This window comes from uncultured Veillonella sp. (assembly GCF_963534045.1).
In the GTDB taxonomy this organism is placed as follows: domain Bacteria; phylum Bacillota; class Negativicutes; order Veillonellales; family Veillonellaceae; genus Veillonella.
This window is the reverse complement of record NZ_CAUSQT010000032.1, coordinates 1-17995: the sequence shown is the minus strand read 5'-3', so window position 1 is coordinate 17995 and position 17995 is coordinate 1. Positions and strand designations below refer to the sequence as shown.

Below are 17995 nucleotides of genomic sequence, written 5' to 3'. Positions count from 1 at the left end.
TCTTAAAAAAGCCCGCAAAGCAAGCCAATTCTCCAAACGTTAATATTTGGACAACAGGTTATTACACCTGCAGACAATGTCTGCAGGTGTTTTTGTTGCTCGGATTATGGTGACACTAATAATTATCTGTTATGATGATAGTAATGATAAAAGAAAGCGTATCTTGGATAATATGAAATCTGAGTATTATAAATGATAGGAGATATTGTTATGGCATTAATGAAAGCTATTCAATTGACAGGTCCCAGTAACTGTATTTCATGATATGTTACATAATATATTTACCTGTGTATAGGGGGCTGTATGATACAAAATATATATCATTTACTAGTGGAGAATTGGGGCTTTTTCTCAGGCCTATTATGGGAACATGTCGCCATAGCTTTGCTTTCCAGTATAATTGCCATTATTTTAGGATTGGTTGCGGGTATTTTACTTAACGAGTATCGTCGAGCAGTTAATCCGACCATGATGGTTATTAATTTCTTGTATACTATACCATCCATATCCATGCTGGGATTTTTGATTCCCTTTTCAGGAATTGGTAATGCAACGGCAGTGATTGCTCTTGTGATATATGCATTATTGCCGATGGTGAGAAATACATATACTGGGTTAAGCAGTATTGATAAGGAAATGATTGAAGCGGCTACATCGCTGGGGTTATCTCATGTACAACGTTTACGATATATTGAATTGCCTTTAGCCTTTCCGGTAATCATGGTCGGTATACGAAATATGCTAGTTATGACTATAGCGCTTACTGGAGTAGCATCATTTATTGGTGCCGGAGGTCTTGGTGTAGCTATTTATCGAGGTATTACTACAAATAATACGACTATGACTGTAGCTGGCAGTTTACTGATTGCTTTTTTAGCATTGATTATGGATGGAGGATTGGGCCTTTTTGAGAAAATCATACTATATAGAGGGCATTGCAAACGTACTTTTAAACGTATTGGTATTGTAGCCTCAATTGTGATAATTGGTGGTATTGGTGTATTTATGTGGCCGTCGCAACAATCCAATGTAATTCATGTAGCTACAAAACCGATGACAGAACAGTTGATTTTGGGCGATATGCTGAAACTTCTTATTGAACAAGATACAGATTTAACTGTTGAAGTAACAGCCGGAGTAGGCGGAGGAACCTCCAATATTCAACCGGCCATGGAGTCCGGTCAATTTGATATCTACCCTGAATATACAGGTACCGGTTGGAATGCAGTACTAAAACGAGACACGCAATATAGTGAAAATTTATTTGATGAATTACAGCGCGCTTACGAGGATACATATCAATTTAAATGGGTCGGTATGTATGGTTTCAATAATACATATGGAATGGCTGTACGTAAGGATATTGCTAACAAATATAATTTAAAAACATATTCAGACTTAGCGAGGGTTTCGTCACAGTTGATTTTAGGTGGGGAATATGATTTCTTCGGGCGCCAAGATGGGTATTCGGGATTACAGCGAGTATACGGCATGGACTTTAAAGATACGAAGGATATGGATATAGGTTTGAAATATCAGGCTATTGAAAGCGGACATGTAGATGCTATGCCTATATTTACTACTGACGGTCAGTTGAGCCATGCGTCTGTTGTTGTTCTTGAGGACGATAAACATTTATATCCGTCGTATCTTTGTGGTAATGTCGTTAGAATGGATGTGTTAAAGAAGCATCCTGAGCTAGAAGCGGTATTACTAAAATTGACACATACGATTACGGATCAGGATATGTCATATATGAACTATAAAGTGGAATCGGAAGGACAGAAACCTCATGATGTTGCTGAGCGATACTTACGCACCAAAGGTTTGTTATAATAACGTGGGTTGATAGAGGGTACATAGTATTGTTTTGTGATTATAAGATTACGTTTACATCTATAATTAATTCCCCTATAATAGATATATAATAATCGAATTTTTTCGAAAATAGATTTTCATATAGGAGAAATCATATGATTTATAATACAATTCAATACGTAGTGGACAACGGCATTGGTACGTTGACATTTAATCGTCCTACAGTGGCGAATGGTTTTAATATCGAAATGTGCAAGGAGATCCTTGAGGTTTTAGATAAAGCACATAATGATGAAAGTGTTCGTGCATTGCTCATCAATGCTGAAGGCAAGGTATTCTCTGCTGGCGGCGATTTAACAGAAATGGAACGCGCTGTAAACGAAGGTGATACAGAGTCTTTATTTGAAATCGTTGAGCTAGTAGCTCAAATTTCTATGGCTATGAAACGCTTACCTAAACCTGTTATCATGAGTCTTCAAGGCGCTGCAGCAGGTGCGGCATTTAATATGGCGTTGGCTGCGGATTTTGTGGTTGCAGCTAATAATGTACGCTTTATTCAAGCCTTCGTAAACGTAGGCCTTGCACCTGATGCAGGCGGTTTATTCTTATTGACTCGATCCATCGGTATGAATCGTGCTATGCACATTGTCATGACTGGTGAAGCGGTTTCCGCTGAAAAAGGTAAAGAACTTGGTTTTGTATATAAAGTTTGTGAACCAGAGGACTTAGAGACTGCTACAAGACGTTTAGTTGAAAAATTAGCAAAAGGCCCTGCAAAATCGTACCGCGTTATGAAGGAAATGATGTGGAGAAGTTTCTTAGCAGGCTGGGAAGAATATAAGACATTTGAAGTAGAAAACCAATGTGAATTAGGTCTTTCTGAAGATTTCAAAGAAGGTGTTCTTGCCTTTACAGAACGCCGTCGCCCTAAATTTGGCCAAAAGTAAGACTGTTTTGTAATAAGATGTGCTAAATAGTATGTAAATTAGAACTACATACTCATATCATTAGAACCGATGTAGCTCAGATAGTGTGTTACATCGGTTTTTCCTTTTCATACATTGACAAAACGTATATAATAGAACTATTAAGATAGTTTTAGGAGGTCCATATTTTATGGCTCAAGATACAATTAAATGTTATGATACCCCTAGTGATGTGGTCGCTGCATTGGCGGAGGATTTTATTGCTTTCACCAATGAAGAAATCAGCCGCACCGAAACATGCATTGTAGGTATCACTGGAGGCACAGTCATCAATGGTTTGTTAGAGACATTGAACTCCGCAGAGTACATTGAGCGTGTTAACTGGGAACGGATATTTTTTGTCTGGACTGATGAGCGATTTTTGCCTCAGTCTCATGAAGATAATTATTTCAACCGTGTAAAACCATATCTGCTTTGTAAGGCGAAGGGGGCGGCTCATTTCTTTCCTATTAACACCAATTCGAAAACTGTTATCGAGGCGGCTGACGAGTACGAGAAAGAAATAGGCAATGTTCTTAAAGCTTGTAAAAAATCTGGCCTAGATTTAGCAATCCTAGATCTTGGTGAGGATGGTCATACAGCAGGACTTTTTGCGGGTTCGCATGCACTGCGTGTAGCAGATCGCAACGTTGTGCCCGTTGAGGATGGCAAGGTGTGGGAACGCATTTCCATGACTTTCTCGTTTTTGGCGAAAACAGATGTCCTTTGGTTCACTGTGACTGGTGAAAGTAAACGGACTGCCCTTACAAAGGTTTTGTACCAACGTGAGGATTATGAAGATACATCATGGGATAAACGTATCGGTCGTGTACTGCCGGGTGCAGTGCTTTCACAAGAACCTATGACATGGTATGTGGACAAAGATGCGTATAATGATGTACACTGATTGATGTAGTATTAAGTAAATATAAAGGAGATACAAATGGGGTCTATAGGAACACCTGAATTAATAGTCATTTTAGTGATTGCTCTAGTTATCTTCGGACCTGGTAAATTACCTGAAGTAGGTAAAGCAATTGGTAAGGGTATCAACGAATTTAAAGATGCTCTTTCCGGCCCAAAGAAAGCTGTCGATGAAACAAAGGAAGCCGTTAAATCTGCTACCACTATCGATGTGACAGCTGGGGCTAAAAATGATGAAAAACATAAGGAAGCTAACGATTAGGAGGTATTACTATGTGCAAAGATTGCGGTTGTGGTGAAGATAATGGCGTTGTAACAAAGGTATTCACTGTACCTGGTATGATGTGTAATAATTGTAAGGAAACAGTAGAAGGTGCTACATTAGGCCTAGATGGCGTACTTAGCTCCGAAGTTGATTTGCCAAATAAAACGGCTACTGTATCTTTTGATCCAGCAAAGGTATCTGTTGAAACGATTACAACAGCTATTGAACGAACTGGATTTGATGTAGAGTCCGTGGTTGATGGTGTTCGTGAACATAGCCATGGTTTACTAGGTACGATTAAACGTCTCTTTAAATAATCGAATTCATAGAGCTGTATTGAAACATCGTTTCGATACAGCCCTTTTTGTATTGTGAGGTGATGAGATGATACGCAAGTTTGATTCGGAAAATTTTAAATGGGATGGCGTCGATACCTTGGTGTATAAACAAGATGGTAGTCCTTTTAAGGATGTAACACGACAAGTGTTATATGATGGGGCTTATGATATTCCCTGCCAATTCCGTTATTTTGAATGTTTGCCCGGGGGCTACTCTACGTTAGAGTATCATGAGCATACACATATGGTTATGATTGGCCGCGGTAAGGGGCAGCTTTTACTAGGTGATGAAATTTATGATGTAGCACAAGGGGACTTTATTGAAATCCCAGGCAATACAATTCATCAATTTAGAGCTAATAAGGGCGACTATATAGGATTTTTCTGCCTTGTTAATAAAGACCGAGATAAGGTTAAATTATTGACTGATGAACAAATGGAGACATTGCGTCAAAATCCTAAGATTAAGGAATTTTTGGAGGGATTATGAGTACATGGACACGAGCGGCCTTAACCGTTTTGGTAGGCCTGATTATTTGGTTTTTGCCTCATACAGAGGCGATTAAGCCCGAAGGCTGGCATTTGTTGGCTATCTTTACGGCTACGATTGTTGGTTTTATTTTGCGCCCTTGGCCGACGGGTATCATGGCACTCTTTGGCATTGTTGCTGCTGTGGCAACGAGCTCTATTACGATGGTGCAAGCTTTGGGGGGCTATGCAGAGGCTAATGTGTGGCTTATCGTAGCAGCCGTATTCTTTTCTAGAGGTATTATTAATTCCGGCCTCGGTAAGCGCATTGCATACACATTAATTCGTGCCTTTGGTACAAGTTCTCTGAAATTAGCCTATGCCTTAGCTTGTACGGATTTGATTATCTCTCCAGCCACGCCATCTAATACGGCGCGTGGGGGCGGTATTATTTTCCCAATCGTCCAAAATATTTCCCTTGCCTTTGATTCTGAGCCAAATGGTAGCACGGCACGTCGTATTGGGGCGTACTTGATGACCACGGCTCATACGATAAACACCATTACTGTAACAATCTTCTTAACTGCTTGTAGTGGTAACTTATTGATTACATCCTTAGGTGCAAAATTGTTTGGCTATGATATTTCTTGGTGGGAATGGTTCCAAGCGGGTGTCATCCCTGGTGTGATTTGTATGATTTTGATGCCATGGTTTATCTATAAAATCTATCCGCCAGAAATCAAAGAAACACCAGAGGCGGCTGAGATGGCACAAAAGGAATTAAATGCACTTGGGCCAATTACGAAATCTGAAATTTCTGTGGCTATTATCTTTGTCCTGTGTATTTTGCTTTGGGCTACGGCGATTTGGACAAAGTTACATCCTACAGTAGTTGCTATGATGGGTGTTCTTGCTTGTGTTGTAACTGGCTCCCTTACATGGGAAGACATATTAGGTGAACGCACCGGTTGGGATATCCTCATTTGGATGGGGACCCTCGTTGGTATGGCTGGCCTTCTTGGTAAACTTGGTGTAGTGGCTGTGTTTGCTAATTTTGTAAGTCAACATCTCGTAGGTATTGATTGGTTCTGGGCATCCTTTATTATCTCTGCAACCTTCGTATACTCTCAATACTTCTTTGCTAGTGGTACGGCGCGTATTACCGCATTATTCTCCGCCTTTGCAGCCATTTTGGTTGCCATGGGTGCGCCGATTCCATTTACCATCTTGCTCTTTGGTTTGATGAATAGCCCTGGCTGTACATTAACGCATTATAGCTCTGGTGTAACACCAATCTTCTTTGGTGCAGGCTATGTACCTCAAGGCACATGGTGGCGCGTAGGTCTTGCTATTTCTGTAGTAAGTTTTATGATTCACTTCTGGGCTGGTACATTTGGTATGTGGCTGTTCGGTATTTTATAATATATAAATCCCTCGCTACGGCGGGGGATTTTTGTATATCAAATATTGGTGCATAAACATATATGGGGATAGCTATTGGGTATGGTGAACTTCATAAAAAAAATATAATAAATCTATAGAATATTTATTGCATGACACTATAGAACGTGTTATTATAGTTTTATCGTTACAGATTATTTTAGGAGGAAACATGTTCGGTTTAGTCATTAGCTTGTTGATTATCGCGCTGGTCGTGATTATTAAAAACATTCGAATTATGAACAACAACTTAACACGTTTTTGTCTTAAAAGTTCCGCGAATGGTTTAATATACAATCAATAAGATTTGACTATAGTGTTTCTTATTTGTATGTATTCCATGGGGTACATAGGTTTTTATGTATTTAGGAATTCTGTAAACAAAAGGAATATCATTTGTAAACTTTTAAGACGGTTCTTTGGAATCGTCTTTTTTTTGTTCATTGTGAAAGCCGTCCAAGTGGATACTTTCAAAAGAAGTGAGGAGAATATCATGAGTTGTAGAAGTGACAATTTAAAAACAGGCGTAGCACGTGCACCACACAGATCTTTGCTAAAAGCTCTTGGTTTTGTTGATGAAGAATTGGGCAGACCAGTCATTGGTATTGCGAACTCTTTCAACGAAATTATCCCTGGTCATGTGGGCTTGAAAAATATTGTACAAGCCGTAAAAGACGGCATTCGCAACGCAGGTGGTGTGCCAATCGAGTTCAATACAATTGGTATTTGTGACGGTTTGGCGATGAACCACATCGGTATGAAATATTCCTTGGTAACTCGTAATATCATCGCTGATTCCATCGAAGCAACAGCTATGGCAACACCATTTGATGCTATGGTATTCATTCCAAACTGCGATAAAGTAGTACCTGGTATGTTGATTGCTGCAGCTCGTCTAAACATTCCATCCGTATTCGTATCCGGTGGTGCTATGCTTGCAGGCGTACACAATGGCAAAAAAATCGGTTTGTCCGATGTATTCGAAGCAGTAGGTAAACATCAAACTGGTGAAATGGGTGATGCTGAGTTAGCTGAAATCGAAAATACCGCATGTCCTACATGTGGTTCTTGCTCTGGTATGTACACAGCTAATACAATGAACTGCTTAACAGAAGCTCTTGGTATGGGCCTTCCTGGTAATGGTACAATTCCAGCAGTATACTCTGAACGTTTACGTCTTGCTAAATTAGCAGGTATGCAAGCAGTAGAGGTATTGAAAGCAAACCTTCGTCCTAAAGACATTATGACACGCGAAGCCTTTGAAAATGCAGTAGCTCTAGATATGGCTTTGGGTGGTTCCTCTAATACAGCACTTCATTTGCCAGCTATCGCTCACGAAGCAGGTGTACCATTGTCCTTGGACGACTTCGATCGCATTGCACAAAACACACCTCAATTGTCCAAACTTTCTCCATCTGGTAAATACTTCATCGAAGATTTGTATGCTGCCGGCGGCGTATCTGCTGTGTTGAAACGTTTAGCCGAAAATGGTCGTTTGCATACAGATTGCAAAACTGTAGCTCTTAAAACACAAGGTGAAATTGCAGCGGTAGCTCATGTAACTGATGAAGATGTTATTCATCCATGGAATAATCCTGTTCATGAAACAGGTGGTATTGCCGTTCTTAAAGGTAACCTTGCTGTAGACGGTTCCGTTGTAAAAGCAGGTGCCGTAGATGATGATATGCTCGTTCACTCTGGCCCAGCAAAGGTATTCAACAGCGAAGAAGAAGCTGTTGAAGCTATTACAGGCGGTAAAATCGTAAAAGGTGATGTGGTAGTTATCCGTTACGAAGGTCCTAAAGGTGGTCCTGGCATGCGCGAAATGTTGACACCAACATCCATGATCGCAGGTATGGGTCTTGATAAAGACGTAGCATTGTTGACTGACGGTCGTTTCTCTGGTGCTACACGTGGTGCATCCATTGGTCACGTATCTCCAGAAGCAGCAGCTGGTGGTACAATCGCCGTTGTTGAAGATGGTGATATCATCAACATCGATATTCCAAACGGTAAATTGGAATTAGCTGTATCTGACGATGAAATCGCTCGCCGTAAAGCAGCATTGAAACCATTCAAATCTAATGTAACTGGATACCTTAAAAAATATGCTCTCCATGTATCTTCTGCAGCACAAGGTGCTATCGAAATTTTAGAAGACTAATAGGAGAAGTATTGTTATTACTACAAGAGTAGGTGTCTTATGCATAAGTTATATGATTTTATGGAAGCCCGTGAACGGTTGAGCACGATTACGGTAAAAACTAAACTGCTTCATAGCGATGTGTTCTCTGAAGAGTGTGGCAATGATGTGTACATCAAGCCAGAAAACTTGCAAATAACAGGTTCCTTTAAGGTGCGTGGAGCATACAATAAAATTGCTAAATTGACGGAAGAAGAAAAGGCGCGCGGTGTTATTGCCGCGTCCGCCGGCAACCATGCACAAGGTGTGGCCCTTGCGGCAAAACGTCTAGGCATTAAGGCGACAATCGTTATGCCAAAACATACACCTCTCATCAAGGTGAATGCTACAAAACAATATGGTGCCGAAGTCGTTCTACATGGTGAGATTTATGATGAAGCTTACCAAAAAGCGATGGAATTACAACAAGAGCACGGATATGTGTTCGTCCATCCTTTTGATGACGAAGATGTCATCGAAGGCCAAGGTACTATTGCCCTTGAAGTTCTTGAGGAATTGCCTGATGCGGATGTATTACTTGTTCCAGTAGGTGGTGGCGGTATTGTTTCTGGTATCGCAGCTGCTGCAAAATTAAAAAATCCTAGCATCAAAGTAATCGGTGTAGAACCTGAAGGCGCGGCTAGTGCAATAGCTGCGTTAAAAGCAGATCATCCTGTACCACTTAGTGAGGTGGCAACTATCGCAGATGGTACAGCTGTACGTCAAATCGGCGAAACTACATTAGAATATATTAAGAAATATGTAGATGAAATTGTTACTGTCTCTGATTATGAATTGATGGAAGCCTTTTTGTTGCTCGTTGAAAAACATAAATTAGTAGCAGAAAACTCTGGTATTTTGCCTCTTGCGGGTTTAAAAAAATTAGACTGCAAAGGTAAAAAGGCAGTAGCCATCGTCAGCGGTGGTAATATCGATGTATTAACCATTTCTTCTATGATTAATAAAGGTCTCGTATTGCGTGGCCGTATCTTTACATTCTCTGTAAACCTTCCAGATAAACCAGGCCAATTGGTTGCTGTATCTCAAATGCTTGCAGATGCGGATGCAAACGTTATTAAACTTGATCATAATCAGTTTAAAAATCTTGACCGCTTCCACGAAGTGGAATTACAAGTTACTGTAGAAACCAATGGTGAAGAACATATTCAAAGCATTATTGATACTTTTAAAAAGAATGGTTATACCATTAAACGTTTAAATTCCAGCGAAATTTTATCTGAATAGCTGGTTGAAAGGGTTCCTATGAGCGCAGAAACAATCAATGGGGCACGTATTGTCCTTGAAACATTGCATCGCCTTGGTGTAACCGACATGTTCGGTTATCCAGGTGGCGCGGTAATTCCAATTTATGATGAAATTTATAGCTTCCCTGAAATTAAACATTATTTTGTGCGTCATGAACAAGGTGCAGCTCATGCGGCTGATGGATATGCTCGCGTATCCGGTAAAGTTGGCGTATGCCTTGCCACATCTGGCCCTGGTGCTACGAATCTTGTAACAGGTATTATGACTGCTTATATGGACTCTGTGCCTATGGTAGCCATTACGGGTCAAGTAGGACGCGCACTAATTGGTAAGGACTCATTCCAAGAGGCGGATATACAAGGTATTACGATGCCAATTACAAAGCATAACTATCTTGTGCAAGATATTCACGACTTACCACGAATCATTAAAGAAGCGTATTTCATTGCTGGTACAGGTCGTCCTGGCCCTGTATTAATCGATATTCCTAAGGATATCCAAACCGAAAAAATATCCATGGCGGAATACAATAAATTGTACGATGTGCCAATTCAACTTGAAGGTTACGATCCAACCTATAAAGGTCACCAAGGACAAATTAAAAAGGCTGCAACCCTTATTAAGAATGCGAAACGTCCTCTTATTATTGCCGGTGCAGGTGTATTAAAATCCGGTGCCATGGCAGAACTTAAGGCATTGGCCGAAAAGGCTCAAATTCCTGTAGCTAATACCTTGGTAGGCCTTGGTGGATTCCCTGGTAACCATGAATTGGCTCTGGGTATGGTCGGTATGCATGGATCGGTAGCGGCTAACAATTGTACCGAAGATGCAGATCTCGTTATTGCGGCGGGTATTCGTTTCCATGACCGCATTACAGGTCATCCAGATTTCTTCTGCAAAAAAGCTAAAATCATTCATATCGATATCGACCCAGCTGAAATCGATAAAAACGTTACCATTAACGTACCAATCGTAGGCGATTTAAAACGAGTATTAACCGAATTGAATACTTTTGTTGAACCTACTACACATGAATCTTGGATTTCGCAAATTCGAGAATGGCAACAAGAATATCCTATGGTTGTTCCTAAATCGACTCATGGTGAGTTACATCCTCAATATGTATTATCTGAACTCAATAAAATTGCTAAGGATGATGCTATTATCGTAACCGATGTAGGCCAACATCAAATGTGGGCTGCTCAGTTCTTAACACATAAGGCGCCACATACCATCGTAACTTCTGGTGGTGCTGGTACGATGGGCTATGGCTTACCAGCGGCAATCGGTGCTCAAGTGGGGGCTCCTAACAAACAAGTCATCCTTGTTGTTGGCGATGGTGGTTTCCAAATGACCTGCGAAGAACTTATGATGGTTCGTCAATATAATTTGCCAATTAAGATTGTCATCATCAACAATGGATATCTTGGCATGGTTCGTCAGTGGCAACAAATCTTCAATGACCGACGTTATTCCTATGTAGATTTAGAAGTGAGTCCTGATTTCTTAAAGCTAGCTGATGCATTTGATTTGAAAGCAGCGCGCTTCGATTCAGTTGAAACGTTCAATAAAGATTTTAAATCCTATATTACATCTGATGAAAGCATCGTCTTGGATTGTCGCGTTGAACGTGAGGATAATGTATTGCCAATGATCCCAGCAGGTGGTACTGTGAGTGGCATGATGGGCAAGAAAGGGGTGCTATAATGGCTAAAGAACATCAAGTGTTAGTGATTGCCAAAAATACGGCGGGTATTGGTACTCGTATTTTAGCACTCTTCAATCGCCGTGGTTTTAACGTTACGAAAATGACTTCTGGCGTTACAAATAAGCCTGGCTATGCACGCATTACGCTTACTGTTGAGGCTGATGACCGTGCACTTGACCAAATTCAAAAGCAAATTTACAAACTGATTGATGTGGTTAAGGTGAAAGTATTTGATGATCATGATGTAGTTTGTCGTGAGTTAATGCTTATCAAGGTGAAAGCAACGTCTACAACGCGATCTCAAATTGTTCAAATTGCCGATGTATACCGCGGTAATGTACTTGATATTTCCCCTACATCTATGATCATAGAAGTCATCGGCAGCGACGATAAATTACGCGGTTTCGTACAAATTATGGAAACCTATGGTATTCTTGAAATCGCTAAAACCGGTATTACCGCTATGAGTCGTGGAGAAAAAATGTAGGAGATGATTGTGTGAGTAGTGAAGTACTACATTATGAAGATGTCAAATTTCGTCGCGATGGTCGCGAAATTCTAAAAGGCGTAGATTGGCACGTGGAAGAAGGCGAAAACTGGGCTCTATTAGGCCTCAATGGGGCTGGTAAATCGACGATGCTCAGTATGATTCCAGCCTATCAAATCCCAACGACCGGTCTGTTGCGTGTATTTGGCCATGAATTTGGCAAATATGCATGGGTTAAGATTAAAAATCGCTTAGGATTTGTAAGCGCCACATTGGGCCAATTTCAATCTACCTTAGATCGCCAATTGGTAGAAAATGTCGTTATTTCCGGTGCTTTCAACACTATCGGCGTCTATAAGGACGTCTCTGAAGACCAGCGAAAAAAAGCGATAGACCTAATGGAAGAATTTAAAATCTCCTATTTGGAAGGCCATAAATTCTCCACCTTATCCGTTGGCGAACAACGCCGTGTACTATTGGCTCGTGCCATCATGGCAGATCCTGATTTGTTAATCTTAGATGAACCTTGCTCTGGTCTTGATTTGCCGGCTCGTGAGCAATTCTTAAGAACCGTGGAAAACATGGCTCGTGATGAGAAGAAGCCTTTTATCTATGTATCTCATCAAATCGAAGAAATTATGCCTAGCATTACACATGTAGCAATTATTAAAGATGGTCTCATCGTGTATAAAGGCAAAAAACAGGACATCTTAACCGACGATATATTGACCGATGTTTTCGGTATTGATGTATCCGTTGTTTGGGAAAAAGATCGCCCTTGGGTTATCGTTAAATAAGGTATGAAAATTTCAGAATTCATTTTTTTTTAATACAAAGAGGGTACAAATTTAGTTATGAATTAGTCTATTTGACTATTCGATAAATTACGATATACGCTACAAACCTTGCAATTATTTGCGAGATTGTGTACAGTATATATATTAAATATTCTATTGAATATAAATTGGAGGTTGTCTAACATGGCAGGTAAAATTTTAGGTACAACAGTTTACTATGATGAAGATTGCAATTTAAGTAAATTGGAAGGCAAAAAAATTACAGTTTTAGGTTACGGTTCCCAAGGTCATGCTCATGCATTGAACTTGAAAGAAAACGGTTTTGACGTAACTATCGGTCTTCGCGCTGGTTCCAAAAGCTGGGCAGTAGCTGAAGAAGCAGGTCTTCCTGTAAAAGAAACTGCAGAAGCAGTTAAAGGCGCTGACATCGTTATGGTATTGATTCCAGACGAATTACAAGCAGACGTTTATGCAAAAGATATCGCTCCTAACTTGAAACAAGGTGCATACTTAGCATTCGCTCACGGCTTCAACATTCACTTCGGTAAAATCGTTCCTCGCGAAGATATCAACGTATTCATGGTAGCACCTAAAGGTCCTGGCCACTTAGTACGTCGTACATACCAAGAAGGCTCCGGCGTTCCTTGCTTGTACGCAGTAGAAAAAGACCCATCTGGCGATACTGAAGAAGTAGCATTAGCTTGGACTTGCGGTATCGGTGGTGGCCGTGCAGGTATCTTGGAAACTAACTTCAAATCCGAAACAGAAACTGACTTGTTCGGTGAACAAGCTGTATTGTGCGGTGGTTTGACTGCATTGATTCAAACTGGTTTCGAAGTATTAACAGAAGCTGGTTATGAACCTGTAAACGCTTACTTCGAATGCTTGCATGAAATGAAATTGATCGTAGACCTTATCTACGAAGGTGGTTTCCAAAAAATGCGTAACTCCATTTCTAACACAGCAGAATATGGTGATTACTATGCAGGCCCTCGCGTAATTACTCCAGAAACTAAAGAAGCTATGAAACAAATCTTGGCTGACATTCAATCTGGTAAATTCGCTGATGAATTCTTGGCTGATTCCAAAAATGGTCAAAAATTCCTTAAAGAACATCGTGAAGCAGCAGCTGTTCATCCAATCGAACCAGTTGGTGCAGAACTTCGTAACTTGATGAGCTGGTTGAAATAAGAGATTACATTAGTAATTTCTTGATAAGCATAGGCTTACTGAAAGCGACCCCATTTGGGGTCGTTTTTTTATTGAGTAATACAAGTACGTATGATATAGTTAACGTAGAGTCAGTGTAGTATATTTTGGTATAAGGAGAGATACTATGAGTTCTACAACTATTATTATCATCGTGGCGGTTGCAGTCATTTGGGCCATTTTGTTTGCCGTATTTATGAAGTTCAATAAAAAACGACAAGCCGGTGAACAACAATTTGTACAAGAGAATGCTAATAAAGCGATTCTTCATATTTATGGTAAATCTGTAAAGGTTGATGGTAAGGACCTTTCTACTATTGATCATAAAACTGGTCAATATGGTCAAGTCATTGTGGCATTAACACCAGGAGAACATACCATTGAATCCGTATATTACACGACGGATAATGTGGGTACTAAAACAAAGAATGTTGAAACACAGCCTGTTACCATCACAATTCCAGTACAAGCAGGTAATGAATATAATGCGGCTATGTATTTCTATTCCGCAGAACAACGTAAGGCCTATTATAAAGGTGACGTTGATGATGCCGTTTTAGAAGTTGAACTAGAATTAGAATCTGGTTTTACAGCGAATACTCATGCTTATATCATCGTGTACCGTGAATGTAAATAAATTAGTATAGTAACTGTTTAATAGAGCTATCATTGTGGTAGCTCTATTTTTTATAAATCGTTGTTGGTTATTATCATATTTATTTGTGATATAATAAAAAGATATATGAAAGGAGCATAAATATGGACTTCTATACCGTTTCCTATGTGGAAAGCCAAATCGCATCTGGTCATACATTAGGGTTCGTTATCTTTGTAGTTGTTTTATTAGCCCTTCTCGGAGTAGGCATTCAAGTTTTGCGTAATGGTTTTACAAGCCGTTACCGTGATTTAACTGTTATATTATCCTTAATTATTGTATTTTTCTTAGGCTTAGAATATCAAGAATATGGTCGTATGAAGAATTACTCTGAAGATTCTTCTAGAATGGCTCAATTCTTGCATTCCTTTAGTGCAGACCGTGGTGTTGATGAAGGTCAATTAGCTGTTAATTCCTTAAAGGTACGTAATGGTATGATCTTAAAGGTTAGCGATGCATACTATGAGGTGCAATTTAATCCTGAATTTACTACCTATACAATCACTCGTGTGTATACAGTAAGTCCTACAGACCGAATTCATGATAAAGCGGATGTATTACCATAAGGAGGACCACATATGACAGAAGCTATGGCCGTCTATGGGATGGTCTTTGCCAAACTCGCCATAGGTCTCTTGGCGATTATTTTACAAATTAACTTAATGGGGAAGGGAAACTTAGCGCCAACCTCTGCTTTAGACCAATTACAAAACTATGTACTTGGTGGTATTATCGGTGCCATCATCTATAATGATGCGATTGGTATTTTACAATTTATGTTAGTTCTCATCTTATGGACTATTCTCGTAATGACGCTTAAATTCTTAAAAGGCAATCTTAGATTCTTTAAAACAATTCTAGATGGTCATCCTGTAATTGTTATCGAAAAAGGTCATGTCTTAACTGAAGAATGTATGCGTTATGGTATTCAATCGGCTGAATTAAAACTAAAACTTCGTACAGCTGGTGTTCAATATGTAGCAGATGTTAAGCGCGCCGTATTAGAGCAAAATGGTCAGCTTAGTGTTGTTCAGTTCGGTGAAGAAAATATTCGTTTTGATTTGATCAATGATGGTCAAATTAATCAATTTACTCTTGATGTAATTGAAAAAGATAGAGAATGGTTAGAACAAGAGGTACAAGCACAAGGATATTCCATTAAAGATATTTACATTGCGGAATACAGAGATGGTAAAGTCGTATTGTATCCGTATGAGAAAAAACATCGGCCTCAATTGGTAAAAACAATTAAAACAAAGACTGCTCATACAAAGGATACAATAAAATCTAAAATAAATGATATATAGCGTTGTTGAGCCCACTATTCATAGTGGGCTTATATAGAAAGGAAATTAGTGAACCGTAAAGATTTAATTGATCGATTACAAGAACTTTATAAAGATGAAGATAGCCGCGTAACTATTAACCCTCATGCAGAGCAAAAGGTTGCCATCGTCTATCCGAATACCTATTTCGTGGGTATGAGTAATTTAGGCCTTCACATTATCTATGAGGAAATCAATTTGCATCCATCTAGTGTATGTGAGCGGATATTCTTGCCTGAGAAAAAGGAACTAGACGCCTATGATAAGACGAAAACTCCGCTTATGAGTGTTGAAACGCAACGGCCTATGCATCAGTTTGATGTGGTAGCCTTTGATGTGACCTTTGAAATGGATTATTTCCATATTCCTCTTATGCTTCGTCATGGTCGGGTACCTGTTATGAGCGAAGATCGAACTGGCTTTGATCCTATCGTCATTGCCGGAGGACCGTGTGCAACATTTAATCCTGAGCCCTTTGCGGACTTTATCGATGCTTTCATCATCGGTGAAGGAGAGGGCATCGTTACTGCTGTGTTAGAACGAATTCACGAGGGTCGTGAGAATGGTGAAAGCCGAGAAGAAACGATTTCTGCACTAGCTCAAATTGATGGTGTATATGTACCTGTTTTATATACCCCTCAATATGACGATAATAAGCGTTTTGTTGGTTATGATATAGCAGATGGTGCACCCAAAATCATACGACGCCATTTTGAGCCTCTAACGAGTGGAGGTGAAACGGTAATTGCTACGAATTTCACCGAGTTTGGCGCCATGTATATCATCGAGGTAGCTCGAGGCTGTGGCCGTCATTGTCGATTCTGTATGGCCGGGTATTGTTTCCGCGTACCACGTGTACGACCACTGGATATTTTGAAAGAAGGCGTCGATAGAGCAGAAAAGTTAGGGAAAAAGGTAGGCCTTATGGGGGCGGCCATTTCCGATTATCCAGAGGTTGATGAGCTCGTAACCTATATCCGCTCTAAGGATATGCGTTATTCTTGTGCGTCCTTGCGCGCCGATTCCTTGACACAAGCCGTTGTCGATGGATTGGCTGAAAGTGGACAAAAGACAATTACTATTGCGCCTGAGACGGGTAGTGAACGATTACGCCGTGTCATCAACAAGGGCATTAGTGAAGAAAATCTTCGCACCGCTGCTCAGTTATCCGCTAAGTCTGGTATCCAGCATATGCGTCTTTATATTATGATTGGCCTGCCAACGGAAACTGATGAAGATATAGATGCCATTATCGGGTTAGCAGAACGTACACAAGCCCACATGGCTGAGGTGGGCTGTAAAGGTCGCTTAACACTTAGTATTAATCCATTTATACCAAAGCCATTTACACCATTCCAGTGGATGGCTATGGATCATCAAAAGAGTGTAGAAAAGAAATTACAATATATTAAGAAATCATTGCAAAAAAATCGTCGCATCGAGGTACTCGTTGAGTCTCCAAAAGAGGCGTATATCCAAGGTGTACTCGCCCGAGGTGACCGCCGCTTAGGCAAGGTACTCGCTGCATGTGCTCTAGATAGAGGTAGCAAATCTTTTAAATCTGAAATGAAAAAAGCCGGCCTCGACATGGATGACTGCAATTATCGTGAACGCAAGTTCGAGGATTATTTGCCTTGGTCTCATTTGGATATGGGTCTAAGAAATGGTTATTTAGAACAAGAATGGCAACGGGCAGTTGATGAAGCGTATACACCGCCTTGCATGGAAGGGTGTAAGCGCTGTGGCGTGTGTAAGTGATTCGAGAAATAAATAGTAGAGGAACAGTCGTATGGATATTACTGTTGTAAATGTAAATACAAATGATGATCGTAAATGGTCTTTTGAAATGCCTAACTGGGCCAATCAATTTCCTCTGGTTATGGGGGATACATATCGTCATGGCGGTGTATCTAAGAAGCCATGTGAATCTCTAAATTTAGCTACTCACATAGGAGATTCATTACAAGATGTATTAGATAACCGCAGCATTGTGGCTGATCATTTAGGTGTATCGTCAGACCGCATTACCTGCGGCAATCAGGTGCATGGCCTTAATGCGGTACGCATTACAGAAGATTTAATCGGTGCTGGCTCTATGAGTTCTGATACAGCCATTCCAGATTGTGATGCGGTATATACGGATATTCC

Annotated in this window: 18 protein-coding genes; all 18 read left to right on the top strand. The window is 40.2% G+C overall.

All coding sequences use genetic code 11. The annotated features are described in order from the left end of the window. Nucleotides 1-303: 303 nt before the first annotated feature. Nucleotides 304-1836 (top strand): glycine betaine ABC transporter substrate-binding protein, encoded by a 1533-nt coding sequence (locus RYP29_RS06520; RefSeq protein ID WP_311532687.1) that lies wholly within the window; start codon nucleotides 304-306, stop codon nucleotides 1834-1836. A 137-nt stretch (nucleotides 1837-1973) separates the two neighbouring features. Next, nucleotides 1974-2765 (top strand): enoyl-CoA hydratase, encoded by a 792-nt coding sequence (locus RYP29_RS06515; RefSeq protein WP_311532686.1) that lies wholly within the window; start codon nucleotides 1974-1976, stop codon nucleotides 2763-2765. 169 nt (nucleotides 2766-2934) lie between these two features. Continuing rightward, nucleotides 2935-3690 (top strand): 6-phosphogluconolactonase, encoded by a 756-nt coding sequence (pgl, locus tag RYP29_RS06510; RefSeq protein ID WP_005377850.1) that lies wholly within the window; start codon nucleotides 2935-2937, stop codon nucleotides 3688-3690. Nucleotides 3691-3726: 36 nt separating this feature from the next. Further along, nucleotides 3727-3969, top strand: coding sequence for a twin-arginine translocase TatA/TatE family subunit (locus RYP29_RS06505; RefSeq protein WP_005377864.1), 243 nt, complete (start codon nucleotides 3727-3729; stop codon nucleotides 3967-3969). 11 nt (nucleotides 3970-3980) lie between these two features. Then, nucleotides 3981-4289, top strand: coding sequence for a heavy-metal-associated domain-containing protein (locus RYP29_RS06500; RefSeq protein ID WP_016476512.1), 309 nt, complete (start codon nucleotides 3981-3983; stop codon nucleotides 4287-4289). A 67-nt stretch (nucleotides 4290-4356) separates the two neighbouring features. Beyond that, nucleotides 4357-4800, top strand: coding sequence for a cupin domain-containing protein (locus tag RYP29_RS06495; RefSeq protein ID WP_005382311.1), 444 nt, complete (start codon nucleotides 4357-4359; stop codon nucleotides 4798-4800). Then, nucleotides 4797-6200 carry a DASS family sodium-coupled anion symporter gene (locus RYP29_RS06490; protein ID WP_311532685.1) on the top strand — a complete coding sequence of 468 codons (1404 nt, stop codon included), beginning with the start codon at nucleotides 4797-4799 and terminating at the stop codon, nucleotides 6198-6200. Before RYP29_RS06495 ends, RYP29_RS06490 begins: the two co-directional genes overlap by 4 nt. 511 nt (nucleotides 6201-6711) lie before the next feature. Next, nucleotides 6712-8382: a dihydroxy-acid dehydratase gene (ilvD, locus tag RYP29_RS06485; RefSeq protein ID WP_311532684.1), complete on the top strand. Its 1671-nt coding sequence runs from the start codon at nucleotides 6712-6714 to the stop codon at nucleotides 8380-8382. A 39-nt stretch (nucleotides 8383-8421) separates the two neighbouring features. After that, nucleotides 8422-9645: a threonine ammonia-lyase gene (gene ilvA, locus RYP29_RS06480; RefSeq protein ID WP_016476514.1), complete on the top strand. Its 1224-nt coding sequence runs from the start codon at nucleotides 8422-8424 to the stop codon at nucleotides 9643-9645. An 18-nt stretch (nucleotides 9646-9663) separates the two neighbouring features. Continuing rightward, nucleotides 9664-11373 (top strand): biosynthetic-type acetolactate synthase large subunit, encoded by a 1710-nt coding sequence (gene ilvB / locus RYP29_RS06475; RefSeq protein WP_311532683.1) that lies wholly within the window; start codon nucleotides 9664-9666, stop codon nucleotides 11371-11373. After that, nucleotides 11373-11861 carry an acetolactate synthase small subunit gene (gene ilvN / locus RYP29_RS06470; RefSeq protein ID WP_016476516.1) on the top strand — a complete coding sequence of 163 codons (489 nt, stop codon included), beginning with the start codon at nucleotides 11373-11375 and terminating at the stop codon, nucleotides 11859-11861. Before ilvB ends, ilvN begins: the two co-directional genes overlap by 1 nt. Nucleotides 11862-11872: 11 nt before the next feature. Beyond that, nucleotides 11873-12658 (top strand): ABC transporter ATP-binding protein, encoded by a 786-nt coding sequence (locus RYP29_RS06465; protein ID WP_105083993.1) that lies wholly within the window; start codon nucleotides 11873-11875, stop codon nucleotides 12656-12658. Between the two features lie 183 nt (nucleotides 12659-12841). Continuing rightward, on the top strand, nucleotides 12842-13849 hold the full coding sequence (gene ilvC / locus RYP29_RS06460; protein WP_105083992.1) for a ketol-acid reductoisomerase: 1008 nt from the start codon (nucleotides 12842-12844) through the stop codon (nucleotides 13847-13849). Nucleotides 13850-13994: 145 nt separating this feature from the next. Beyond that, entirely contained in the window at nucleotides 13995-14504 is a 510-nt protein-coding gene (locus RYP29_RS06455; protein WP_005380336.1) for a hypothetical protein, read from the top strand. A gap of 122 nt (nucleotides 14505-14626) precedes the next feature. Next, nucleotides 14627-15088, top strand: a complete 462-nt coding sequence (locus RYP29_RS06450) for a DUF3290 family protein (RefSeq protein WP_308521952.1) — start codon at nucleotides 14627-14629, stop codon at nucleotides 15086-15088. 12 nt (nucleotides 15089-15100) lie between these two features. Beyond that, nucleotides 15101-15829, top strand: coding sequence for a DUF421 domain-containing protein (locus RYP29_RS06445; RefSeq protein WP_311532682.1), 729 nt, complete (start codon nucleotides 15101-15103; stop codon nucleotides 15827-15829). A gap of 48 nt (nucleotides 15830-15877) precedes the next feature. Then, the gene (locus RYP29_RS06440; RefSeq protein ID WP_311532681.1) at nucleotides 15878-17605 is read left to right on the top strand and encodes a radical SAM protein; all 1728 of its coding nucleotides are present in this window, start codon (nucleotides 15878-15880) and stop codon (nucleotides 17603-17605) included. 31 nt (nucleotides 17606-17636) lie between these two features. Continuing rightward, on the top strand, nucleotides 17637-17995 hold a 359-nt coding region (locus RYP29_RS06435; RefSeq protein WP_311532680.1), incomplete at its 3' end, for a laccase domain-containing protein.